General features: G+C 57.0%; 13 protein-coding genes and 3 tRNA genes. 15 read left to right on the top strand and 1 reads right to left on the bottom strand.

Annotated elements, in window-relative coordinates; genetic code table 11:
* The first annotated feature begins 30 nt into the window (after positions 1-30).
* The 6 genes from EAO82_RS14620 (at position 31) to EAO82_RS14595 (ending at position 7,770) form a co-directional block, all read left to right on the top strand.
* Positions 31-738, top strand: coding sequence for a GntR family transcriptional regulator (locus tag EAO82_RS14620; protein ID WP_231703215.1), 708 nt, complete (start codon positions 31-33; stop codon positions 736-738).
* On the top strand, positions 738-1,622 hold the full coding sequence (prpB, locus tag EAO82_RS14615) for a methylisocitrate lyase (RefSeq protein WP_096344751.1): 885 nt from the start codon (positions 738-740) through the stop codon (positions 1,620-1,622). Before EAO82_RS14620 ends, prpB begins: the two co-directional genes overlap by 1 nt.
* Positions 1,623-1,665: 43 nt before the next feature.
* On the top strand, positions 1,666-2,793 hold the full coding sequence (gene prpC / locus EAO82_RS14610) for a 2-methylcitrate synthase (protein ID WP_096344750.1): 1,128 nt from the start codon (positions 1,666-1,668) through the stop codon (positions 2,791-2,793).
* Between the two features lies 1 nt (position 2,794).
* On the top strand, positions 2,795-5,398 hold the full coding sequence (gene acnD, locus EAO82_RS14605; protein ID WP_096344749.1) for a Fe/S-dependent 2-methylisocitrate dehydratase AcnD: 2,604 nt from the start codon (positions 2,795-2,797) through the stop codon (positions 5,396-5,398).
* Positions 5,399-5,683: 285 nt separating this feature from the next.
* Positions 5,684-6,877 (top strand): 2-methylaconitate cis-trans isomerase PrpF, encoded by a 1,194-nt coding sequence (prpF, locus tag EAO82_RS14600; RefSeq protein ID WP_096344748.1) that lies wholly within the window; start codon positions 5,684-5,686, stop codon positions 6,875-6,877.
* 107 nt (positions 6,878-6,984) lie between these two features.
* Positions 6,985-7,770: an SDR family oxidoreductase gene (locus EAO82_RS14595; protein WP_096344747.1), complete on the top strand. Its 786-nt coding sequence runs from the start codon at positions 6,985-6,987 to the stop codon at positions 7,768-7,770.
* A gap of 21 nt (positions 7,771-7,791) precedes the next feature.
* Here the strand turns inward: EAO82_RS14595 and folD are convergent, their stop codons facing one another.
* A complete protein-coding gene (gene folD, locus EAO82_RS14590) occupies positions 7,792-8,646 on the bottom strand; it encodes a bifunctional methylenetetrahydrofolate dehydrogenase/methenyltetrahydrofolate cyclohydrolase FolD (protein ID WP_096344746.1) in 855 nt (284 codons plus the stop codon).
* Between the two features lie 297 nt (positions 8,647-8,943).
* Here folD and EAO82_RS14585 point away from each other — a divergent pair.
* The 9 genes from EAO82_RS14585 (at position 8,944) to lon (ending at position 18,252) form a co-directional block, all read left to right on the top strand.
* Positions 8,944-9,020: transfer RNA gene (locus EAO82_RS14585), tRNA-Arg, on the top strand.
* Positions 9,021-9,084: 64 nt separating this feature from the next.
* Positions 9,085-9,160, top strand: a tRNA-His gene (locus EAO82_RS14580).
* A 52-nt stretch (positions 9,161-9,212) separates the two neighbouring features.
* A tRNA-Leu gene (locus EAO82_RS14575) sits at positions 9,213-9,297 on the top strand.
* A gap of 403 nt (positions 9,298-9,700) precedes the next feature.
* Positions 9,701-10,699 carry an ATP-grasp fold amidoligase family protein gene (locus EAO82_RS14570; protein WP_096344745.1) on the top strand — a complete coding sequence of 333 codons (999 nt, stop codon included), beginning with the start codon at positions 9,701-9,703 and terminating at the stop codon, positions 10,697-10,699.
* Complete coding sequence (locus tag EAO82_RS14565) at positions 10,696-11,988, top strand: lipopolysaccharide biosynthesis protein (protein WP_096344744.1); 1,293 nt, start codon at positions 10,696-10,698, stop codon at positions 11,986-11,988. The genes EAO82_RS14570 and EAO82_RS14565 overlap by 4 nt, the downstream gene beginning before the upstream one ends.
* A gap of 136 nt (positions 11,989-12,124) precedes the next feature.
* Positions 12,125-13,471 carry a trigger factor gene (tig, locus tag EAO82_RS14560; protein WP_096344743.1) on the top strand — a complete coding sequence of 449 codons (1,347 nt, stop codon included), beginning with the start codon at positions 12,125-12,127 and terminating at the stop codon, positions 13,469-13,471.
* Positions 13,472-13,561: 90 nt separating this feature from the next.
* On the top strand, positions 13,562-14,203 hold the full coding sequence (gene clpP / locus EAO82_RS14555) for an ATP-dependent Clp endopeptidase proteolytic subunit ClpP (protein ID WP_096344742.1): 642 nt from the start codon (positions 13,562-13,564) through the stop codon (positions 14,201-14,203).
* A gap of 166 nt (positions 14,204-14,369) precedes the next feature.
* Positions 14,370-15,653 (top strand): ATP-dependent Clp protease ATP-binding subunit ClpX, encoded by a 1,284-nt coding sequence (gene clpX / locus EAO82_RS14550; RefSeq protein ID WP_096344741.1) that lies wholly within the window; start codon positions 14,370-14,372, stop codon positions 15,651-15,653.
* A 199-nt stretch (positions 15,654-15,852) separates the two neighbouring features.
* The gene (lon, locus tag EAO82_RS14545; protein ID WP_096344740.1) at positions 15,853-18,252 is read left to right on the top strand and encodes an endopeptidase La; all 2,400 of its coding nucleotides are present in this window, start codon (positions 15,853-15,855) and stop codon (positions 18,250-18,252) included.
* The last annotated feature ends 174 nt before the right edge of the window (positions 18,253-18,426 follow it).

The raw sequence follows: 18,426 nt of genomic DNA, 5'->3' as shown, positions 1-18,426 counted from the left end.
ATCATCGCTTTGTAGACAAGGCGGGTAATGATGGCTGAAGCAGAACAGGATTTGCCTACTCTGACGCTCTCTGATGGCGCTTTTCAGCGTATTCAGACGGCGATCGTCAAAGGCGAGATTGCGCCAGGCACACGGATCAGTGAGCAGTACCTGTCGACTACCTTTGGTATTGGCCGTGGCCCGCTACGCGAGGCTATCCGCCGGCTTGAAGGGCGACGGCTAGTGGTCCGCATTCCGCACGCCGGTGTGCGTGTGGTATCGCTGAGCTACGCTGAATTGATCGAGCTGTATCACGTGCGTGAAGCGCTGGAAGGTATGGCATGCCGCCAGGCTGCGGAAAACATGACCGAGGCAGAAATTGCCGGGCTGCGCGAGGTGCTGGCCACTCACGAGAAGCACAGTGGGTTGAAGGCCAACGAGTCCTACTACCAGCAAGAAGGTGATCTGGATATCCATTACCTGATCATCCATGGCAGCAAGAACCGCACTCTGGCCGATATGCTCTGCGGCGACCTTTATCATCTGGTGCGCATGTACCGCTACCGTTTCTCTACCACACCCAAACGACCGCAACAGGCGTTTGCCGAACACCACCGCATTATCGAGGCCATTGCTGATCGCGATGGCGAACTCGCGGAAATGCTGATGCGCCGTCATATCAGCGCCTCACGCCGCAACATTGAGCGTCGCATGCAAGAGCAGAGCGCCGCGTCCACATCCTCAGGAGGGATAGTCTGATGTCGAAAACCCCGGGCCAACGTTTCCGCGATGCGGTTGCCGAAGAACATCCATTGCAGGTGGTCGGCGCGATCAATGCCAACCATGCGCTGCTGGCCAAGCGTGCCGGCTTCAAGGCGATCTACCTGTCCGGCGGTGGAGTGGCCGCAGGCTCTCTGGGTTTGCCGGACCTGGGCATTACCGGCCTGGATGATGTGCTGACTGATGTGCGGCGCATCACCGACGTCTGCGATCTGCCGCTGCTGGTTGACGTGGATACCGGCTTTGGTTCCAGCGCCTTCAACGTGGCGCGTACGGTCAAGTCGATGATCAAGTTCGGCGCCGCTGCCATGCATATCGAGGATCAGGTCGGTGCCAAGCGTTGCGGCCATCGCCCGAACAAGGAAATCGTCAGCCAGCAGGAGATGGTTGATCGCATCAAGGCGGCGGTGGATGCCCGTACCGACGACAGCTTTGTGATCATGGCGCGTACCGATGCGCTGGCGGTGGAAGGCCTGGAGTCGGCGCTGGATCGTGCAGCGGCCTGTATCGAAGCCGGGGCGGACATGATCTTCCCCGAGGCGATCACCGAGCTGGACATGTACAAGCTGTTCGCTTCCAAGGTCAAGGCGCCGATCCTGGCCAATATCACCGAGTTTGGTGCGACACCTTTATATACCACCGACGAGCTGGCCTCGGCCGACGTCTCTCTAGTGCTGTATCCGCTGTCGGCCTTCCGCGCGATGAACAAGGCTGCGGAAAATGTCTATACCGCCATCCGCCGCGACGGCACGCAACAGAATGTCATCGATACCATGCAGACTCGTATGGAGCTGTATGACCGTATCGATTACCACGTCTTCGAGCAGAAGCTTGATGCACTGTTCGCGCAGAAAAAATCCTGAGCCGGCAGCAAGACACCCGGTACCAACAAGAAGGAGCAAAATCATGGCTGAAGCAAAAAAATTGAGTGGCGCTGGCCTGCGTGGCCAGGTCGCTGGCAAGACCGCATTGTCTACCGTCGGACAAACCGGCTCGGGTCTGACCTATCGTGGTTACGATGTGAAGGATCTTGCGGCTAACTGCCAGTTTGAAGAAGTGGCGCACCTTATTCTCAAGGGCGAATTGCCCACCAAGGCCGAGCTGGACGCGTACAAGACCAAGCTCAAGGGGCTGCGTGGCCTGCCCAAGGCGCTGAAGGATGTGCTTGAGCTCATTCCCAAGAATGCCCATCCGATGGATGTGATGCGCACCGGTTGCTCAATGCTCGGCAACCTGGAAACAGAAGCCAGCTTCGATCAGCAGCAGGACGCCACTGACCGTCTACTTGCTGCGTTTCCGTCAATCATCTGCTACTGGTATCGCTTCAGCCACGACGGCGTGCGTATCGATGAGAATACCGATGACAATTCGGTTGGTGCGCACTTCCTGCACATGTTGCGCGGCGAGAAGCCCAACGCGTTGCATGAAGCAACCATGAACGTGTCGCTGATCCTCTACGCCGAACACGAATTCAATGCCTCGACCTTCACCGCTCGCGTCTGCGCCTCGACCCTGTCGGATATGCACAGCTGCGTTACTGCGGCGATCGGTTCCCTGCGTGGCCCGCTGCATGGCGGTGCCAATGAAGCGGCGATGGACATGATCGAGCGCTTTACCAGTGCCGATCACGCCGAGAAGGAAATGCTCGGCATGCTCGAGCGCAAGGAAAAGATCATGGGCTTTGGCCACGCGATCTACAGCACCAGCGACCCGCGCAACGAGATCATCAAACAATGGTCCGAAAAACTCGCCAAGGACGTCGGCGATACCGTGCTGTATCCGGTTTCAGTGCGTTGCGAAGAAGTGATGTGGCGCGAGAAGAAACTGTTCTGTAACGCCGACTTCTTCCACGCTTCGGCCTACCATTTCATGGGTATCCCGACCAAATTGTTCACGCCGATCTTTGTCATGAGCCGCCTGACTGGCTGGGCTGCACACGTTATGGAGCAGCGCGCAGACAACCGCATCATTCGCCCGAGCGCCGAGTATGTAGGCGTAGCACCGCGCACAGTCGAGCCGATAGAGAGTCGTTGATATGAATAGCCAATACCGCAAGGCCCTACCCGGCACGCAACTGGATTACTTCGATACCCGTGAAGCGGTCGATGCGATCCAGCCGGGCGCGTACGACAAGTTGCCCTACACCTCACGGATTCACGCGGAAAACCTGGTGCGTCGCTGTGAGCCGTCGATGCTCACCGAGTCGCTCAAGCAGTTTATTGAGCGCCGCCGGGATCTGGATTTTCCCTGGTTTCCGGCGCGAGTCGTCTGTCACGACATTCTCGGCCAGACCGCGCTGGTCGATCTCGCCGGTCTGCGAGATGCCATTGCCGAGAAGGGTGGTGATCCAGCCAAGGTCAATCCGGTAGTGCCGACTCAGTTGATTGTCGATCACTCACTGGCCGTCGAGCATGCTGGCTTCGAGAAGGATGCTTTCGAGAAGAACCGCGCCATTGAAGATCGCCGCAATGATGACCGCTTTCACTTTATCAACTGGACCAAGACGGCGTTCAAGAATGTCGACGTGATCCCGCCCGGTAACGGCATCATGCATCAGATCAACCTGGAGAAGATGTCGCCGGTGGTGCAGGTGGTTGATGGCGTGGCCTTTCCTGATACCTGTGTGGGTACCGATAGTCACACGCCCATGGTCGATGCGCTGGGCGTAATCTCCGTTGGTGTCGGCGGCCTGGAAGCAGAAAGCGTGATGCTGGGGCGTGCTTCCTGGATGCGTCTGCCGGATATTATCGGCGTGGAGCTGACCGGCAAACTGCAGCCCGGCATTACCAGCACCGATCTGGTGTTGGCACTCACTGCGTTTTTGCGCAAGGAGCGGGTAGTCGGTGCTTATCTCGAGTTCTATGGCGAGGGTGCGTCGAATCTGACCGTGGGTGACCGCGCGACCATCTCCAACATGACGCCGGAGTACGGCGCTACGGCGGCGATGTTCTATATCGATGAGCAGACCGTCGAATACCTCAAGCTGACCGGCCGTGAAGACGATCAGGTCAAGCTGGTGGAGCAATATGCCCGTGAAGCCGGTCTGTGGGCAGACACCCTGACCAATGCCGAGTACGAGCGGGTTCTGCGCTTCGACCTGACCAGCGTGCCACGCACCCTGGCCGGACCGTCGAATCCGCATGCCTTGCTGCCGACATCCGAGCTGGCCGCACGTGGTATCAGCGGTGTGGTCGAGAATGAAGAGGGCAAGATGCCCGATGGCGCGGTCATCATCGCGGCGATTACCAGCTGCACCAACACCAGCAACCCGCGCAACATGATTGCCGCCGGCCTGATTGCGCGTAATGCCAACAAGCTGGGCCTGACTCGCAAGCCCTGGGTGAAATCTTCGCTGGCACCGGGCTCCAAGACGGTGAAAATGTACCTGGAAGAAGCCGATCTGCTCGGCGAGCTGGAAAATCTCGGCTTCGGCGTGGTCGCTTTCGCCTGCACCACCTGCAACGGCATGAGCGGCGCGCTGGATCCGGTGATTCAGAAAGAAGTGGTTGAGCGTGATCTGTACGCCACAGCGGTACTCTCCGGGAACCGCAACTTCGATGGTCGTATCCACCCCTATGCCAAGCAGGCGTTTCTGGCTTCACCGCCGCTGGTGGTGGCCTATGCGATTGCAGGGACCATCCGTTTCGATATCGAAAAGGACGTGCTTGGCCACGACCAGCAGGGCAATCCGATCATGCTCAAGGACATCTGGCCCAGTGACGAGGAAATCAACGCTATCGTCAAGACCAGCGTCAAGCCAGAGCAATACCGTGAAGTCTATATCCCGATGTTCGACATCACCCGAGAAGCGCAGAACATCAACCCGCTTTACGAGTGGCGGCCACAGAGCACCTATATTCGCCGTCCGCCCTATTGGGAAGGCGCGCTGGCCGGTGAGCGCTCACTGACCGGTATGCGTGCGCTGGCGGTCTTGGGTGACAACATCACTACCGACCACCTGTCGCCGTCCAACGCTATCATGCTGGATAGCGCCGCCGGCGCCTACCTGCACAAGATGGGCGTGCCGGAAGTCGATTTCAATTCCTACGCCACTCACCGTGGTGACCATCTGACTGCCCAGCGCGCGACCTTTGCCAATCCCAAGCTGCTTAACGAAATGGTGATGGAAAACGGCCAGATCAAGCAGGGTTCTCTGGCGCGGATCGAGCCTGAAGGCAAGGTCACACGCATGTGGGAGGCGATTGAAACCTACATGGAGCGCAAACAGCCACTGATCATTATTGCCGGCGCCGATTACGGTCAAGGTTCATCCCGCGACTGGGCGGCCAAGGGTGTGCGTTTGGCGGGTGTGGAGGCGATTGCCGCCGAAGGTTTCGAGCGTATTCACCGCACCAACCTGCTGGGTATGGGTGTGTTGCCGCTGGAGTTTTTGCCGGGTACGACGCGCAAGACGCTAGGCATCGACGGGACTGAAACCTTCGACGTCACCGGTGATATCAAGCCGCGTGGCCGCATGACACTGGTCATCAATCGTCGTGATGGCGAGCGGGTAGAGGTGCCGGTGACCTGCCGGCTGGATACCCAGGAAGAGGTGTCGATTTTTGATGCGGGCGGCATATTGCAGCGTTTTGCTCAGGATTTTCTTGAGGCAGAGCCTGACATGGTGGCTCCTGCGTAAGAAACACTGATTGTTGAATGGAGGTGTGAGCTATGTTGCCACCCCGGTGGACTGGACACGTTGTAAATACCCTTCGGGGCCGGCCCACCGATCACAGATCGGGTGTCGTTCGACTGCGCGCGAAGCAGTGCTTCGCAAACGCTTGTCTCACCCCTGTAAGCTCGGCGATGCCCGTCCAGGGCATCGACGGTCCAGCCCACCGGGGTGGCAACGCCGCCTGATACTGCGTACATCAATCAGTGTTTCTCGGTATCAGTTTTTTGCTTACATCAAAGGAGCGGAAGCATGGCCCATAGGCCCCAGATTAGAATTCCTGCCACCTATATGCGTGGTGGCACAAGCAAGGGGGTATTTTTCCGCTTGCAGGATCTACCGGAAGCAGCTCAGCAACCAGGCGCTGCGCGTGACAACCTGTTGCTACGCGTAATCGGCAGTCCCGACCCTTACGGCAAGCAGACCGACGGCATGGGCGGGGCGACGTCCAGTACCAGCAAGACGGTTATTCTGGCGAAAAGCGCGCAGCCCGAGCACGACGTGGACTACCTGTTCGGGCAGGTCTCGATCGATACTGCTTTCGTGGATTGGAGCGGCAACTGCGGCAACCTCTCTGCCGCGGTGGGCGCATTTGCTATCGCTGGGGGGCTGGTTGCCAGTGATCGGATACCGCAAGACGGCATCGCCGTCGTGCGCATCTGGCAGAGCAATATCGGCAAAACCATTATTGCCCATGTGCCGATGACCGGCGGTGAGGTGCAAGAGACCGGTGACTTCGAACTGGATGGTGTGACCTTTCCGGCGGCGGAGGTGCAGGTCGAGTTTCTGGATCCGGCTGATGACGGTGATGGGGACGGCGGCGGCGCGATGTTCCCGACCGGCAATCTGGTCGATGAGCTGGATGTACCTGGTGTTGGCAAGCTGCAGGCAACCATGATTAATGCCGGGATTCCGACGATATTTATCAAAGCTCAGGATGTTGGTTACAACGGCACCGAGTTGCAGGAAGCCATCAATGGCGATCCGGCAGCCTTGCTCAAATTCGAAACCATCCGCGCCCATGGCGCGGTGCGCATGGGATTGATCAAGCATGTGGATGAGGCGGCCAGCCGCCAACATACGCCCAAGGTCGCTTTCGTGGCCAAACCGGCGGATTATGTGTCGTCCAGCGGCAAGCAGGTGACAGCCGCAGATACCGATCTGCTGGTGCGTGCGTTGTCCATGGGCAAATTGCACCATGCGATGATGGGAACGGCTGCAGTCGCCATTGGTACCGCAGCGGCGATACCCGGCACGCTAGTCAATCTAGCCGCCGGTGGCGGCGACCGGACTGCGGTGGTTTTCGGTCATCCCTCAGGTACCTTGCGCGTCGGCGCTGAAGCCAAGCAGGTTGGCGGTGAGTGGACGGTGAAAAAGGCTGTTATGAGTCGCAGTGCTCGGGTGCTGATGGAAGGTTGGGTGCGGGTGCCAGGCGACTGCCTGTAAAGAGCGGCAAGCTACAAGCTTCAAGCTGCAAGTTAAGGGCGGCGCCGTGTCTTGGTTTTGCTTTCAGCTTGATGCTTGCCGCTTGCAGCTACTCAAAGGAGGGGTGTATGAATCTGGATCTTTCGGGAAAGCGCGCGCTGGTATGTGGCGCGAGTCAGGGCCTTGGCGAAGCTTGTGCGCGTCAGTTGGCGGAGCAGGGCGCTGAAGTGATCCTGCTGGCCCGCAATGAGGCAAATTTGTTGAAAGTGCAGCAAAGCCTGTCGGTGGACCAGGGGCAGCAGCACAGCGTAATCGCGGTGGATGCGTCTGACGTGGCCGCGCTCAGCGCCGCCGTCGCGGCACAGTTGCAGCGCGGCCTGGTGCATATCTGGGTCAACAATACCGGTGGGCCAGCGCCGGGACCGGCCAATGCCGCTGAGCCGGAAGCCTTTGCATCAGCGTTCAATCAGCATCTGGTCAGCGCCCAGCATCTGTTGCAGCTGTTGTTGCCGGGTATGCGCGAGGCCGGCTATGGCCGCATTCTCAATGTCTTGTCTACGTCGGTTAAGGCGCCCATTGCCAATCTTGGCGTGTCCAACAGCATTCGCGCGGCGATGGCCAATTGGGCGAAAACGTTGGCGGGTGAGTTGGGTAGTCAGGGGATAACGGTTAATAACGTATTGCCCGGACTAACCAAAACCGCAAGGCTGGACAGCCTCATCGGGCATATCGCCCAGTCGAGCGGCCGGACGGTGGAGCAGGTGGCGGAGGGCATGAAGGCGACCATACCAGTCCGGCGTTTCGCCGAACCGGAAGAGTTCGCCAATGCGGTGGGCTTTCTCGCTTCGCCCGCCGCGGCCTATATCAATGGTATCAACGTGCCGGTCGATGGCGGCAGCACCGCCAGCCTTTAGCACTTTGAACATGCGGGTGCCTCAGGGATGCAGGTACTCGCAGGCGTAAAGCGTGTTTTCCAGCAGGCAGGCGCGGGTCATCGGGCCTACGCCGCCGGGTACGGGTGTAATCCAGCCAGCGCGTTCCGCAGCCGGGCCGAATTCCACATCGCCGGTCAGGCGACCGTCGTCGGTACGATTGATGCCGACATCAATCACGATAGCGCCAGGTTTTACCCACTCACCTTTGACAATGCCCGGCTTGCCTACCGCCACCACCAGCAGGTCAGCGCGGCCGACGTGTTCAGCCAGATTCTTGGTGAAGCGGTGGGCGACGGTAGTCGTGCAACCGCCCAGCAGTAACTCCAACGCCATGGGCCGGCCAACGATATTCGAGGCGCCTACCACCAACGCATTCATGCCATACAGGTCCGCACCGGTGCTCTGCAGCAGCCGCATGATGCCGAAGGGCGTGCACGGGCGTAGCAGTGGCATGCGCTGGGCCAGGCGGCCAATGTTGAACGGGTGGAAACCATCCACATCCTTGTCTGGACGAATCCGCTCCAGCAGCAAAGATGAGTCCAGATGCGCCGGTAACGGTAGCTGTACGAGGATGCCATCAATGGACGGATCGTCATTCAGCGTGTCGATCAGCTCCAGGAGGGTGTCCTGCTGGGTATCAGCAGGCAGGTCGTACGAATGGGAGATAAAGCCCACTTCTTCGCAATCCTTGCGTTTATGACTGACATAGACCTGGGAGGCGGGGTCCTGGCCAACCAGAATCACCGCAAGACCGGGAAGCCTGAGGCCGTGTTCCTTGCGTTCGGCGACTTTCAGCGCGATATTCTGTCGGATGGAGGCAGCGATCTGCTTGCCGTCGATGAGTTTGGCGTTCATGGGCTTCCTGACACAAACAAAATTGTGGCGCGATTGTCGCACGGGAGCGACGGCGGCAAAAGACTCATCTGTTTGAACCCGGCGATGTTCTCTGGTGTAGAGCATAAGCTGCTAAAATAATTAAAAAATTGTCCTGCAGGCGTTGACGTGGGAAAGGTGGCTGAGTATGATTCGCCCCGCTTCACAAACACAGCGAAAGCGGTTTGGAAGGCGACCAAGCTCCTCCATTTCACTGGCTTCTTGCCGCTGATTTGGGCATGCTCAGATACTCCCACGGGGTACTGTACGGTGCGTAAGGCGCCCGTAGCTCAGCTGGATAGAGCACCCGCCTTCTAAGCGGGTGGCCGCAGGTTCGAGTCCTGCCGGGCGTACCATCGCACTGCGGTCTGGATGCTTGAAGCGAGCGGTAGTGGTAGCAACAGAAGTAAAGAAGTAATGGTGGGCGTAGCTCAGTTGGTAGAGCACAGGATTGTGACTCCTGTTGTCGTGGGTTCGAAACCCATCGTCCACCCCATTTTCTAAAACGCCAGGCCCCGGCCTGGCGTTGTTGTTTGAAGCCTTGTTATGCGGACGTGGTGGAATTGGTAGACACACCAGATTTAGGTTCTGGCGCCGCGAGGTGTGAGAGTTCGAGTCTCTCCGTCCGCACCATTTTTTAATAGGCTGCCATATCGGCAGCGTCATCTATACTTCCTCTCCAGATTTTCTCTGCGTTGCCGTCCGTCGGCATGTCGCGTTATTTCAGATAAGCCATCTTGTAAAACTTAAGGCGTCTACGCGATATTGGCCTCGTGCCATTACACTGTTTCTGTTTTGAGTTGTCCAGCCCGCGTCCGCTGCCAGTGCGAAGCGGAGCTGCAGGGATCGCATTAGCAGCACTGCGTAATGGCAACATAACAAGAAGGAGTGATCTTGAGTGTCTGACAAGCCGGTTGCCTGTTAACCGAGCCTGAGCATCGCGTGCTCCTGTCTTCAAAAGGTTGTGCTGGTGGCGCGCTCCGGTTCAGGGGTGTCGGCGCGCTTTATAGTGGTCCTTTACGCAGGTCACTGGGAAATGGAAGATTTACCGCGCGCTACCATGGATAAGGTTGTTTACCGGTTATGTGTCGAGTTCATCTGCTTCCTCAAAGATCATATTCCCGAGTCGTTACACTACCAATGGCGCTATTTCCGCGCGCATGGGCGTCTATGCAACTTCCAGAACCCGCGTCGATTTTCAGAAAAAATCTATCATCGCATGCGCTTTCCCCTCCCGGATTTTTCCCGGTTGGCGGACAAGGTGGCGGTGCGTGACTATGTCCGTGACACGGTTGGCGATCAGTTCAATGTGCCGCTTTACATCGCTGTGACTAAAGTAGTGCCGGAGCTATTTGATGCTTTGCCGAGCGCTTTTGTCATGAAGTGCAACAATGCCTGCGGCGCCACGCGAGTGGTGCTGGATAAGGCGTCGGAGGACATCCAGTCTCTGGTAGACCTGGCCAATAGCTGGCTGCAACGGGATTTTTCACGCTGTAATGGCGAGAGGCACTACCGCAGCATTGCGCCACAGATTCTGTTCGAAAAGGCTCTGCTGATTGATGGTCGACCGGCTGCTGATTACAAGGTCCACGTGTTCAATCCTGCCGAAGGCGACGCCTATTGCTTTATGCAGGTCATAGGTGATCGGTTCGGCCAGATTACGCAAAATCTGTATTCGACGGACTGGATGGGCACTGCCTTCAAACTCGGTGGAAGCTTGCCGCCGAGCACCTGCCCCAGTATCACCCTGCCTCCTGCACAGTTGCCGCAGATGCTGGACGCGGCAAAGCGTCTGGCTCAGCCGTTTGGCTACTGCCGGGTGGACTTCTACGTCCATGATGGAGGCGTCTATGTGGGGGAGCTGACATTTACCCCGGGGGCCGGCAGATGCGTTTTTCATCCGGTGAAGTGGGATCGGATGTTGGGCGCGAAGTTCCGGTGGCCAGAAACGCTGGAAATGCCGTCTCCCTCAAGCGGTATACCCATGTCTGGGGTGCCCGACGGGCAATCAAGCGGTGAACAGCAACTGGCATGAAGATGCCAGGCGCTGCAGCGCGGCTGTTGGTCAGTCTTCGAGATCGTACCATGCGTTCGGTGGCGACCTTGTTGGCAGGTGCAACGGCGGGACAACTGATTACCTTGATAACAGTGCCTTTGCTGACCCGGATATTCAGCCCTGAAGTTTTCGGTGAAACAGGAACGCTGCTGGCTGTGGCATCGGTGGTTATGCCTGTGGCTGGATTGTGCCTGCCGTTGGCGATAGTGCTGGCCACGGACGATAACGAGGCTCGTGCGCTGGGCCGGGCTTCACTCACAATCAGTGTGTTACTCGCAGCAGTGATGGCGTTTGGTATCGTCTTTTGGTCTTCTCTGGCAGATGCGCCCTGGGGAGTGAGTAATGGGTTGCTGATGTTTATTCCGCTGCTTACGTGTCTGGCAACCGCGGTCAGTGTTTTAGAGCAATGGGCGCACCGCCGGTCCTGTTATGCGGCATCAGCAAAAGTATCCGTAGGCAAATCCCTGGTAGGTAATGGTGGCAAGGTTCTTGGTGGGCTTATGGCGCCGGTATCAATGACCTTGGTGTTGATGACCGCAGTGGCGGAAGCGGTCGCAGCGATGCTGTATCTGGGATGGTTGCGCGGCGGTGTTACGCCGGATAGGACCACCCCTCTGAGATGGTGGGCCTTGGTTCTCAAATACCGACAGTTTCCGCTTTTTCGCGCGCCCCAGGTGTTGGTCAGTTGTCTCTCGCTCGCTGTGCCGGTGCTGTTGCTGGGCGTCTGGTACGAACCTGCGATCGTGGGCTTTTTCGTGCTGGCCAGAAGTGTGGTGGCTGCACCCTCAATGTTGCTTGGCAAGGCTATAGGTGATGTGATTTACCCGCGCCTGGCGAGAGCGGCTCAGGAAGGTTTGCCGTTGTTGTCCCTGCAGTTCAAAGCGGTAACCCTGCTGGGTGTATTGGGTCTGCTTCCGCTGATTCCGATTCTGCTGGCCGCGCCGCAAATTTTCGACCTGCTGTTTGGCGAGGCTTGGCAGATGGCTGGGGAGCACGCCAGATGGATGGCGCTGTGGTTCTACTTCACGCTGGTAGGCGTGCCCTGTATCAGTTCAATGCCCATACTGCAGACCCAGCGCCTACATCTTATCTACACCTGTTTTACAGCGCTGAGCAGGGCTGCGTTGATGTATTGGGCTTGCGCCATAGCGCAATTGGACGCGATTACCAGTGTGGCGTTGTACTGTGTTTCGGGGGCGGTGCTGAATGCCGGGTTGATGGTGTGGGTGCTTTTACTGTCGGCGCATCGAGATCGGATCATGGCCTAGTGCTACGAAAGCTTGGTAAGGGCGCGGACGTTTTGCTTCTTATGTTCCCAGAGGATGACTTATCCCTGCCGAGGGACTAGAATATCGTCCCTTTAGAATTTGTCCAATTACACTGTTCGTTCAACGAGGACTCTCCATGCAAGTTTCGGTAGAAACCATCTCCGGCCTTGAGCGCCGCATGACCGTAGGCATTCCTGCTGATCGCATCGAATCAGAGGTCAACAAGCGCCTGCAACAGACTGCCAGCCGCGCAAAGGTTGATGGATTTCGTCCCGGCAAGGTGCCGATGAGCGTTATTCGCAAGCGTTTTGGCGGCTCCGCCCGTCAGGAAGTCATGGGTGAGATGATCCAGTCCTCCTTCTATGAAGCCGTTATGCAGGAAAAACTCAACCCTGCCGGTATGCCCAGCGTCGAGCCGAAAGATCTAGCCGAAGGCAAGGATTTCGAGTACATCGCCACCTTTGAAGTTTATCCGGAAGTCACCCTGGGTGACTTCAGCGCTATCAAGGTTGAGCGCGTTGAGTCCGAAGTGACCGACGCCGATCTGGACAAGATGCTCGACATCCTGCGTGGCCAGAACAAGCGTTTCGATGAAGTCGATCGTGCTGCCGAGAATGGCGATCAGTTGAAAGTCGACTTCGTTGGTAAGGTTGACGGCGAACCCTTCCAGGGCGGTACTGCCAGCAATACCCAGATCGAACTGGGTTCGGGCCGCATGATTCCTGGTTTCGAAGACGGCCTGGTTGGCGCCAAGGCTGGCGATTCCGTGGTGCTCAAGGTGACCTTCCCTGAGGACTATCAGAACCTCGAACTGGCCGGCAAAGACGCCGAGTTCGACGTTATTGTGCACAGTGTATCCGCTGCGGTTCTGCCGGAGCTGGACGATGAGTTCTTCGCCAAGTTCGGCGTGGAAGAGGGCGGTATCGACGCTTTCCGCTCTGAAGTACGCAAGAACATGGAGCGTGAACTGCGCCAGGCGATCAAGACCAAGGTCAAGACCCAGGTTATGGATGGCTTGCTGGAAACCAACAGCATTGAAGTGCCGAAGGCGCTGGTTGCTACCGAAATTGATCGTCTGCGCGCACAAGCTGTGCAGCAGTTCGGTGGTGCCAACATCAAGCCTGAGCAGTTGCCTGCCGAGCTTTTTGAAGAGCAGGCCAAGCGTCGCGTCAGCCTTGGGCTGATCGTTGCTGAAGTGGTCAAGCAGCATGAAATCAAGCCGGATACCGATAGTGTTCGCGCGATGGTTGAAGATCTTGCTTCTGCTTATCAAGAGCCGGAGCAGGTCGTGAACTGGTATTACCAGAATGAGCAACAATTGGCAGAAATTCAGTCGGTTGTGCTGGAAGAGCAAGTGGTGGATACTGTTTTGCAGAAGGCTCAGGTAACCGACAAAGCGGTTCCTTATGAGGATGCTGTAAAGCCCGCCCAGCCAGCTCAGAACCTTGAAGCTGACGAGGCCGAGGCCAGCGCTGACGAGTAATATCGTCATCCACTCAATGCAATGCGTGAGCCAGCCATAGTGCTGGCTTTCGTTTTTTCGCAAAAGGCTCAATCGGAGTGATATCAATCCATGACGCATAACAGCTTCAGTCAGTTTCCACCGGATATTCAGGCCGCAGGTGGTCTGGTCCCCATGGTTGTCGAGCAGTCCGCCCGCGGCGAACGCTCCTATGACATCTATTCACGCCTGCTCAAGGAACGCGTCATCTTCCTGGTTGGTCAGGTTGAAGATTACATGGCCAATCTGGTTGTGGCTCAGTTGTTGTTTCTGGAGTCGGAGAATCCTGACAAGGATATCCACCTCTACATCAACTCGCCTGGCGGTTCTGTGACCGCGGGTATGGCGATCTACGACACCATGCAGTTCATTAAGCCGCACGTCAGCACCTTGTGCATTGGCCAGGCTTGCAGCATGGGTTCTTTCCTGCTGGCCGGTGGTGAGGCGGGTAAGCGCTTTGCGTTGCCGCATGCGCGCATGATGATTCATCAACCGCTGGGTGGTTTCCAGGGCCAGGCGTCTGACTTCGAAATCCATGCGCGTGAAATTCTCAACATCAGAGAGAAACTCAACGCCATTCTGGCCCATCACACTGGCCAGTCGCTGGATGTGATCGCCCGCGATACAGACCGTGACCGCTTTATGAGCGCCAGCGAATCTGTTGAATATGGCCTGATCGACAAGGTGCTGGATCGCCGGGTTGTTGCCGAATAACGCCGTATAGATGGTATTTCAGTTGAACGGGTTCGGTAGTTAACCGGACCTGACTTTTTCGCCGCCCCCTGTGGCGTGCGGACATGCATTGACAGGGTCGCGCTTGCAAAGTGGCGTTATTGCCTGCATCTTTGCGGATAAGCGTGAACGTAAGTAGGGGTTTTAAATGACCGATATAACTGGGAAGGGTGACGACAACGGCAAGCTGCTGTATTGCTCCTTCTGCGGCAAAAGCCAGCATGAAGTGCGCAAGCTGATTGCCGGCCCCTCCGTATTTATCTGTGATGAATGCGTAGATCTGTGTAACGACATCATCCGTGAAGAAGTGCAGGAAAGTCAGTCCGAAAGCGCTGGCCAGAAACTGCCTTCGCCCAAGGAAATCTGCGGCATTCTTGATCAGTACGTGATTGGCCAGGAACGTGCGAAGAAGGTGCTGTCAGTGGCGGTGTATAACCACTACAAGCGTCTGAATCAGCGTGAAGGCAAAGACGACGTCGAGTTGGGCAAGAGCAACATACTGATGATCGGGCCGACCGGCTCGGGTAAGACGCTGCTGGCCGAAACCTTGGCTCGCCTGCTGAATGTACCCTTTACCATCGCCGACGCCACCACCCTGACCGAAGCGGGTTATGTTGGTGAGGATGTTGAGAACATCATTCAGAAGCTGTTGCAGAAGTGCGATTACGATGTAGAGAAGGCCCAGATGGGTATTGTCTATATCGACGAGATCGACAAGATTTCACGCAAATCCGATAACCCGTCCATCACCCGTGATGTTTCTGGTGAAGGCGTGCAGCAAGCGCTGTTGAAGCTGATTGAAGGTACTGTTGCGTCGGTTCCGCCGCAGGGCGGCCGCAAGCATCCGCAGCAGGAATTTCTGCAGGTGGATACGCGTAACATCCTGTTTATCTGTGGTGGTGCCTTCTCCGGTCTGGAGAAGGTCATCCGTGATCGCTCAGAGAAGAGCGGCATTGGTTTCAACGCCGCGGTACGCAGTCAGGACGTCGGCAAGAAAGTCGGCCAGACCCTCAAGGGCGTGGAGCCCGAAGATCTGGTGCGTTTTGGCCTGATCCCCGAGTTCGTTGGTCGTCTGCCGGTCATCGCTACTCTGGATGAGCTGGATGAAGCAGCGTTGATCCAGATTCTGACCGAACCAAAGAATGCGCTGACCAAGCAGTATGCGCGTCTGTTCGAGATGGAAGGCGTTGAGCTGGAGTTCCGTACCGATGCACTGACGGCGATCGCCAGCCGTGCTCTGGAACGCAAAACCGGTGCCCGTGGCCTGCGCTCCATTCTGGAGAACGTGCTACTGGAAACCATGTATGAAATCCCCTCTGCCGAGCATGTCAGCAAGGTAGTAATCGACGAAAACGTGATCAGTGGCGACTCTCAGCCGTTGCTGATCTACGAATCTGCCGAGAAGCCATCGAAGGCCATGCCGGAGGATTGATTCCGGCAGACCCGACGCCCGGACGTTTGTCAGAACGCCCGGGCGTTTTTGTTCGTGTGGTACAAGCTTGGCATTCTCTTGTGTTGCAGTATGTGAACCACCTTGTTTTTTTACTGCAATGCCCCCATCTTGAAACCATGGACATTTCTTATTCCGGGGCCAGCCGTTGGTTGCTCCCCCCAGCAAGCGAGCCTCAGCCATGACGACTCTTAGCGAATTTCCGCTCCTGCCGCTACGCGATGTAGTGGTGTACCCCCACATGGTCATCCCCCTGTTTGTAGGCCGCGACAAGTCCATTGAGGCCTTGGAAGCCGCCATGGCCGGTAACAAGCAAGTGTTGCTGGTGGCCCAGCGCGACCCTGGTGAAGATGATCCGGGCCGTGATGGCCTGTATGGTCTGGGCACCGTGGCGACTATTCTGCAACTGCTCAAGCTGCCCGACGGCACCGTTAAGGTATTGGTCGAAGGTGAGCAGCGTGCCCGCATTGACCAGGTCGATGAATTGGGTACCTACCAGGTCGCCAAAGCCGAATGGTTGGATGAAAGTGCTCTGGATGAGCGTGAAGCCGAAGTGCTGATACGCAGCCTCATGAGCCAGTTCGAGCAGTTCGTACAGCTGGGCAAGAAGGTACCGGCCGAAGTGCTCTCATCCTTGTCCAGCATTGAAGACCCCAGCCGCCTGGTAGACACCATGGCTGCGCATCTGACCCTTAAACTGGATCAGAAGCAGGCGATCCTCGAAATTCTGCCGCTGCGTGAGCGGGTCGAGCATGTGCTCGGTGTGCTGGATAGCGAGATCGATCTGCTGCAGGTCGAAAAGCGCATACGTGGGCGGGTCAAGAAGCAGATGGAGCGCAGCCAGCGCGAGTATTATCTGAACGAACAGATGAAGGCCATCCAGAAAGAAATGGGCGGTCTGGATGAGGGTCACAGCGAGCTGGATGACCTGAAAACCAAGATTGATGACGCTGGCATGAGCAAAGAAGCGCACGCCAAGGCGACAACTGAGCTGAATAAGTTAAAAATGATGTCGCCGATGTCCGCTGAAGCGACCGTAGTGCGTTCCTACATCGATTGGCTGACCAGTGTGCCTTGGCAGAAAGCCAGCAAGGTGCGTCATGATCTGAAGAAAGCCGAAGAGGTTCTGGACGCCGATCACTATGGTCTGGAAGAGGTCAAGGAGCGAATTCTTGAATACCTTGCAGTACAGAAGCGCGTGCGCAAATTGAAGGGGCCGGTACTCTGTCTGGTCGGGCCGCCCGGCGTTGGCAAGACCTCGCTAGGTGAGTCGCTGGCGCGCGCAACCAACCGCAAATTTGTTCGCATGGCCTTGGGTGGCGTGCGTGACGAGGCCGAGATTCGCGGCCATCGGCGCACCTACATCGGTTCCCTTCCAGGTAAACTGATTCAAAAGATGTCCAAAGCAGGCGTCCGTAACCCATTGTTTTTGTTAGACGAAATAGACAAGATGGGTCAGGATATGCGTGGTGATCCGTCATCGGCGCTGCTGGAAGTGCTGGATCCGGAACAGAACCACAACTTCAACGATCACTACCTTGAAGTCGATTATGACCTTTCGGATGTGATGTTTATCTGTACCGCCAACTCGATGAATATTCCTGCGCCGCTGCTGGATCGCATGGAGGTTATTCGCATTCCCGGCTACACCGAGGATGAGAAAATCAACATCGCCCAGCGCTATCTGGTGGCCAAGCAGATCAAGAACAATGGCTTGAAAAAAGACGAGCTGACCTTCACCCATGATTCCCTGCGCGACATCATTCGTTACTACACTCGCGAGGCGGGTGTGCGTGGATTGGAGCGTCAGATCGCCAAATTGTGCCGTAAGGTAGTTCGTGAACAGGTTGGCAAAAGCGGCAAAAATACTGTCGTGGTCGACGGCGAACTACTCGAGAATCTGCTGGGGGTGCGCAAATTCAAGTACGGTTTGGCCGAAGAAGCCGATCAGGTTGGTCAGGTAACCGGCCTGGCCTGGACCCAAGTGGGCGGTGAATTGCTCAGTCTTGAGGCGGTTGTGGTGCCCGGCAAGGGTCGGCAGATCAAAACCGGCTCGCTTGGCGACGTTATGCAGGAGTCAATCAGTGCTGCCTTGACGGTGGTTCGCAGCCGCGCTGCGAGCCTTGGCATAGCCGCCGATTTTCACGAAAAGCATGACATCCATATCCACGTGCCTGAGGGCGCGACTCCCAAAGATGGACCGAGTGCCGGCGTGGGCATGTGTACCGCTCTGGTGTCCGCATTGACCCGTATTCCGGTGCGTGCAGACGTGGCGATGACCGGCGAGATCACGCTCAGAGGCCAGGTTTTGCCGATTGGCGGGCTCAAGGAAAAGCTGCTCGCGGCGCATCGTGGAGGGATCAAAACGGTGATCATTCCACACGACAACGTCCGCGATCTGAAAGAAATTCCGGACAAGATCAAACAGGATATTGACGTCAAACCTGTGAAATGGATTGACGAAGTGTTGCAGATTGCGCTGCAATACATGCCGGAGCCCTTGCAAGAAGGGGTTGAAGAGATGGTTGCAAAGGATGACAATCACGGGGCCGATGCAAAAAAGCGCATTAGCACTCACTGAGGTGTCAGCGGTCTGGACGTGTGATGTCACCCATTTGGGTGAGTGCTTAGCGATCAGACCGGCGATACCACAGGCATTCCTTGACACGGTTTTTGACCGCTTGCTATAAAGCGTGCTTCGACCTAAGCAGGTATGCTGACTGGCCACGGCTTTGCTAAGACCACAAGCTTACAT

The organism is Halopseudomonas pelagia, from assembly GCF_009497895.1.
Classification (GTDB): Bacteria; Pseudomonadota; Gammaproteobacteria; order Pseudomonadales; family Pseudomonadaceae; genus Halopseudomonas; species Halopseudomonas pelagia_A.
Note: the sequence above shows the minus strand (reverse complement) of the source record. Positions and strands in the feature narration are given on the sequence as shown.

What these genes read in the sequence shown, in the direction of transcription:
- EAO82_RS14620 (WP_231703215.1), top strand. Translation starts at nt 31, where the DNA reads ATGGCTGAAGCAGAACAGGATTTGCCTACTCTGACGCTCTCTGATGGC.
- prpB (WP_096344751.1), top strand. Translation starts at nt 738, where the DNA reads ATGTCGAAAACCCCGGGCCAACGTTTCCGCGATGCGGTTGCCGAAGAA.
- prpC (WP_096344750.1), top strand. Translation starts at nt 1,666, where the DNA reads ATGGCTGAAGCAAAAAAATTGAGTGGCGCTGGCCTGCGTGGCCAGGTC.
- acnD (WP_096344749.1), top strand. Translation starts at nt 2,795, where the DNA reads ATGAATAGCCAATACCGCAAGGCCCTACCCGGCACGCAACTGGATTAC.
- prpF (WP_096344748.1), top strand. Translation starts at nt 5,684, where the DNA reads ATGGCCCATAGGCCCCAGATTAGAATTCCTGCCACCTATATGCGTGGT.
- EAO82_RS14595 (WP_096344747.1), top strand. Translation starts at nt 6,985, where the DNA reads ATGAATCTGGATCTTTCGGGAAAGCGCGCGCTGGTATGTGGCGCGAGT.
- folD (WP_096344746.1), bottom strand. Translation starts at nt 8,646, where the DNA reads ATGAACGCCAAACTCATCGACGGCAAGCAGATCGCTGCCTCCATCCGA.
- EAO82_RS14570 (WP_096344745.1), top strand. Translation starts at nt 9,701, where the DNA reads ATGGAAGATTTACCGCGCGCTACCATGGATAAGGTTGTTTACCGGTTA.
- EAO82_RS14565 (WP_096344744.1), top strand. Translation starts at nt 10,696, where the DNA reads ATGAAGATGCCAGGCGCTGCAGCGCGGCTGTTGGTCAGTCTTCGAGAT.
- tig (WP_096344743.1), top strand. Translation starts at nt 12,125, where the DNA reads ATGCAAGTTTCGGTAGAAACCATCTCCGGCCTTGAGCGCCGCATGACC.
- clpP (WP_096344742.1), top strand. Translation starts at nt 13,562, where the DNA reads ATGACGCATAACAGCTTCAGTCAGTTTCCACCGGATATTCAGGCCGCA.
- clpX (WP_096344741.1), top strand. Translation starts at nt 14,370, where the DNA reads ATGACCGATATAACTGGGAAGGGTGACGACAACGGCAAGCTGCTGTAT.
- lon (WP_096344740.1), top strand. Translation starts at nt 15,853, where the DNA reads ATGACGACTCTTAGCGAATTTCCGCTCCTGCCGCTACGCGATGTAGTG.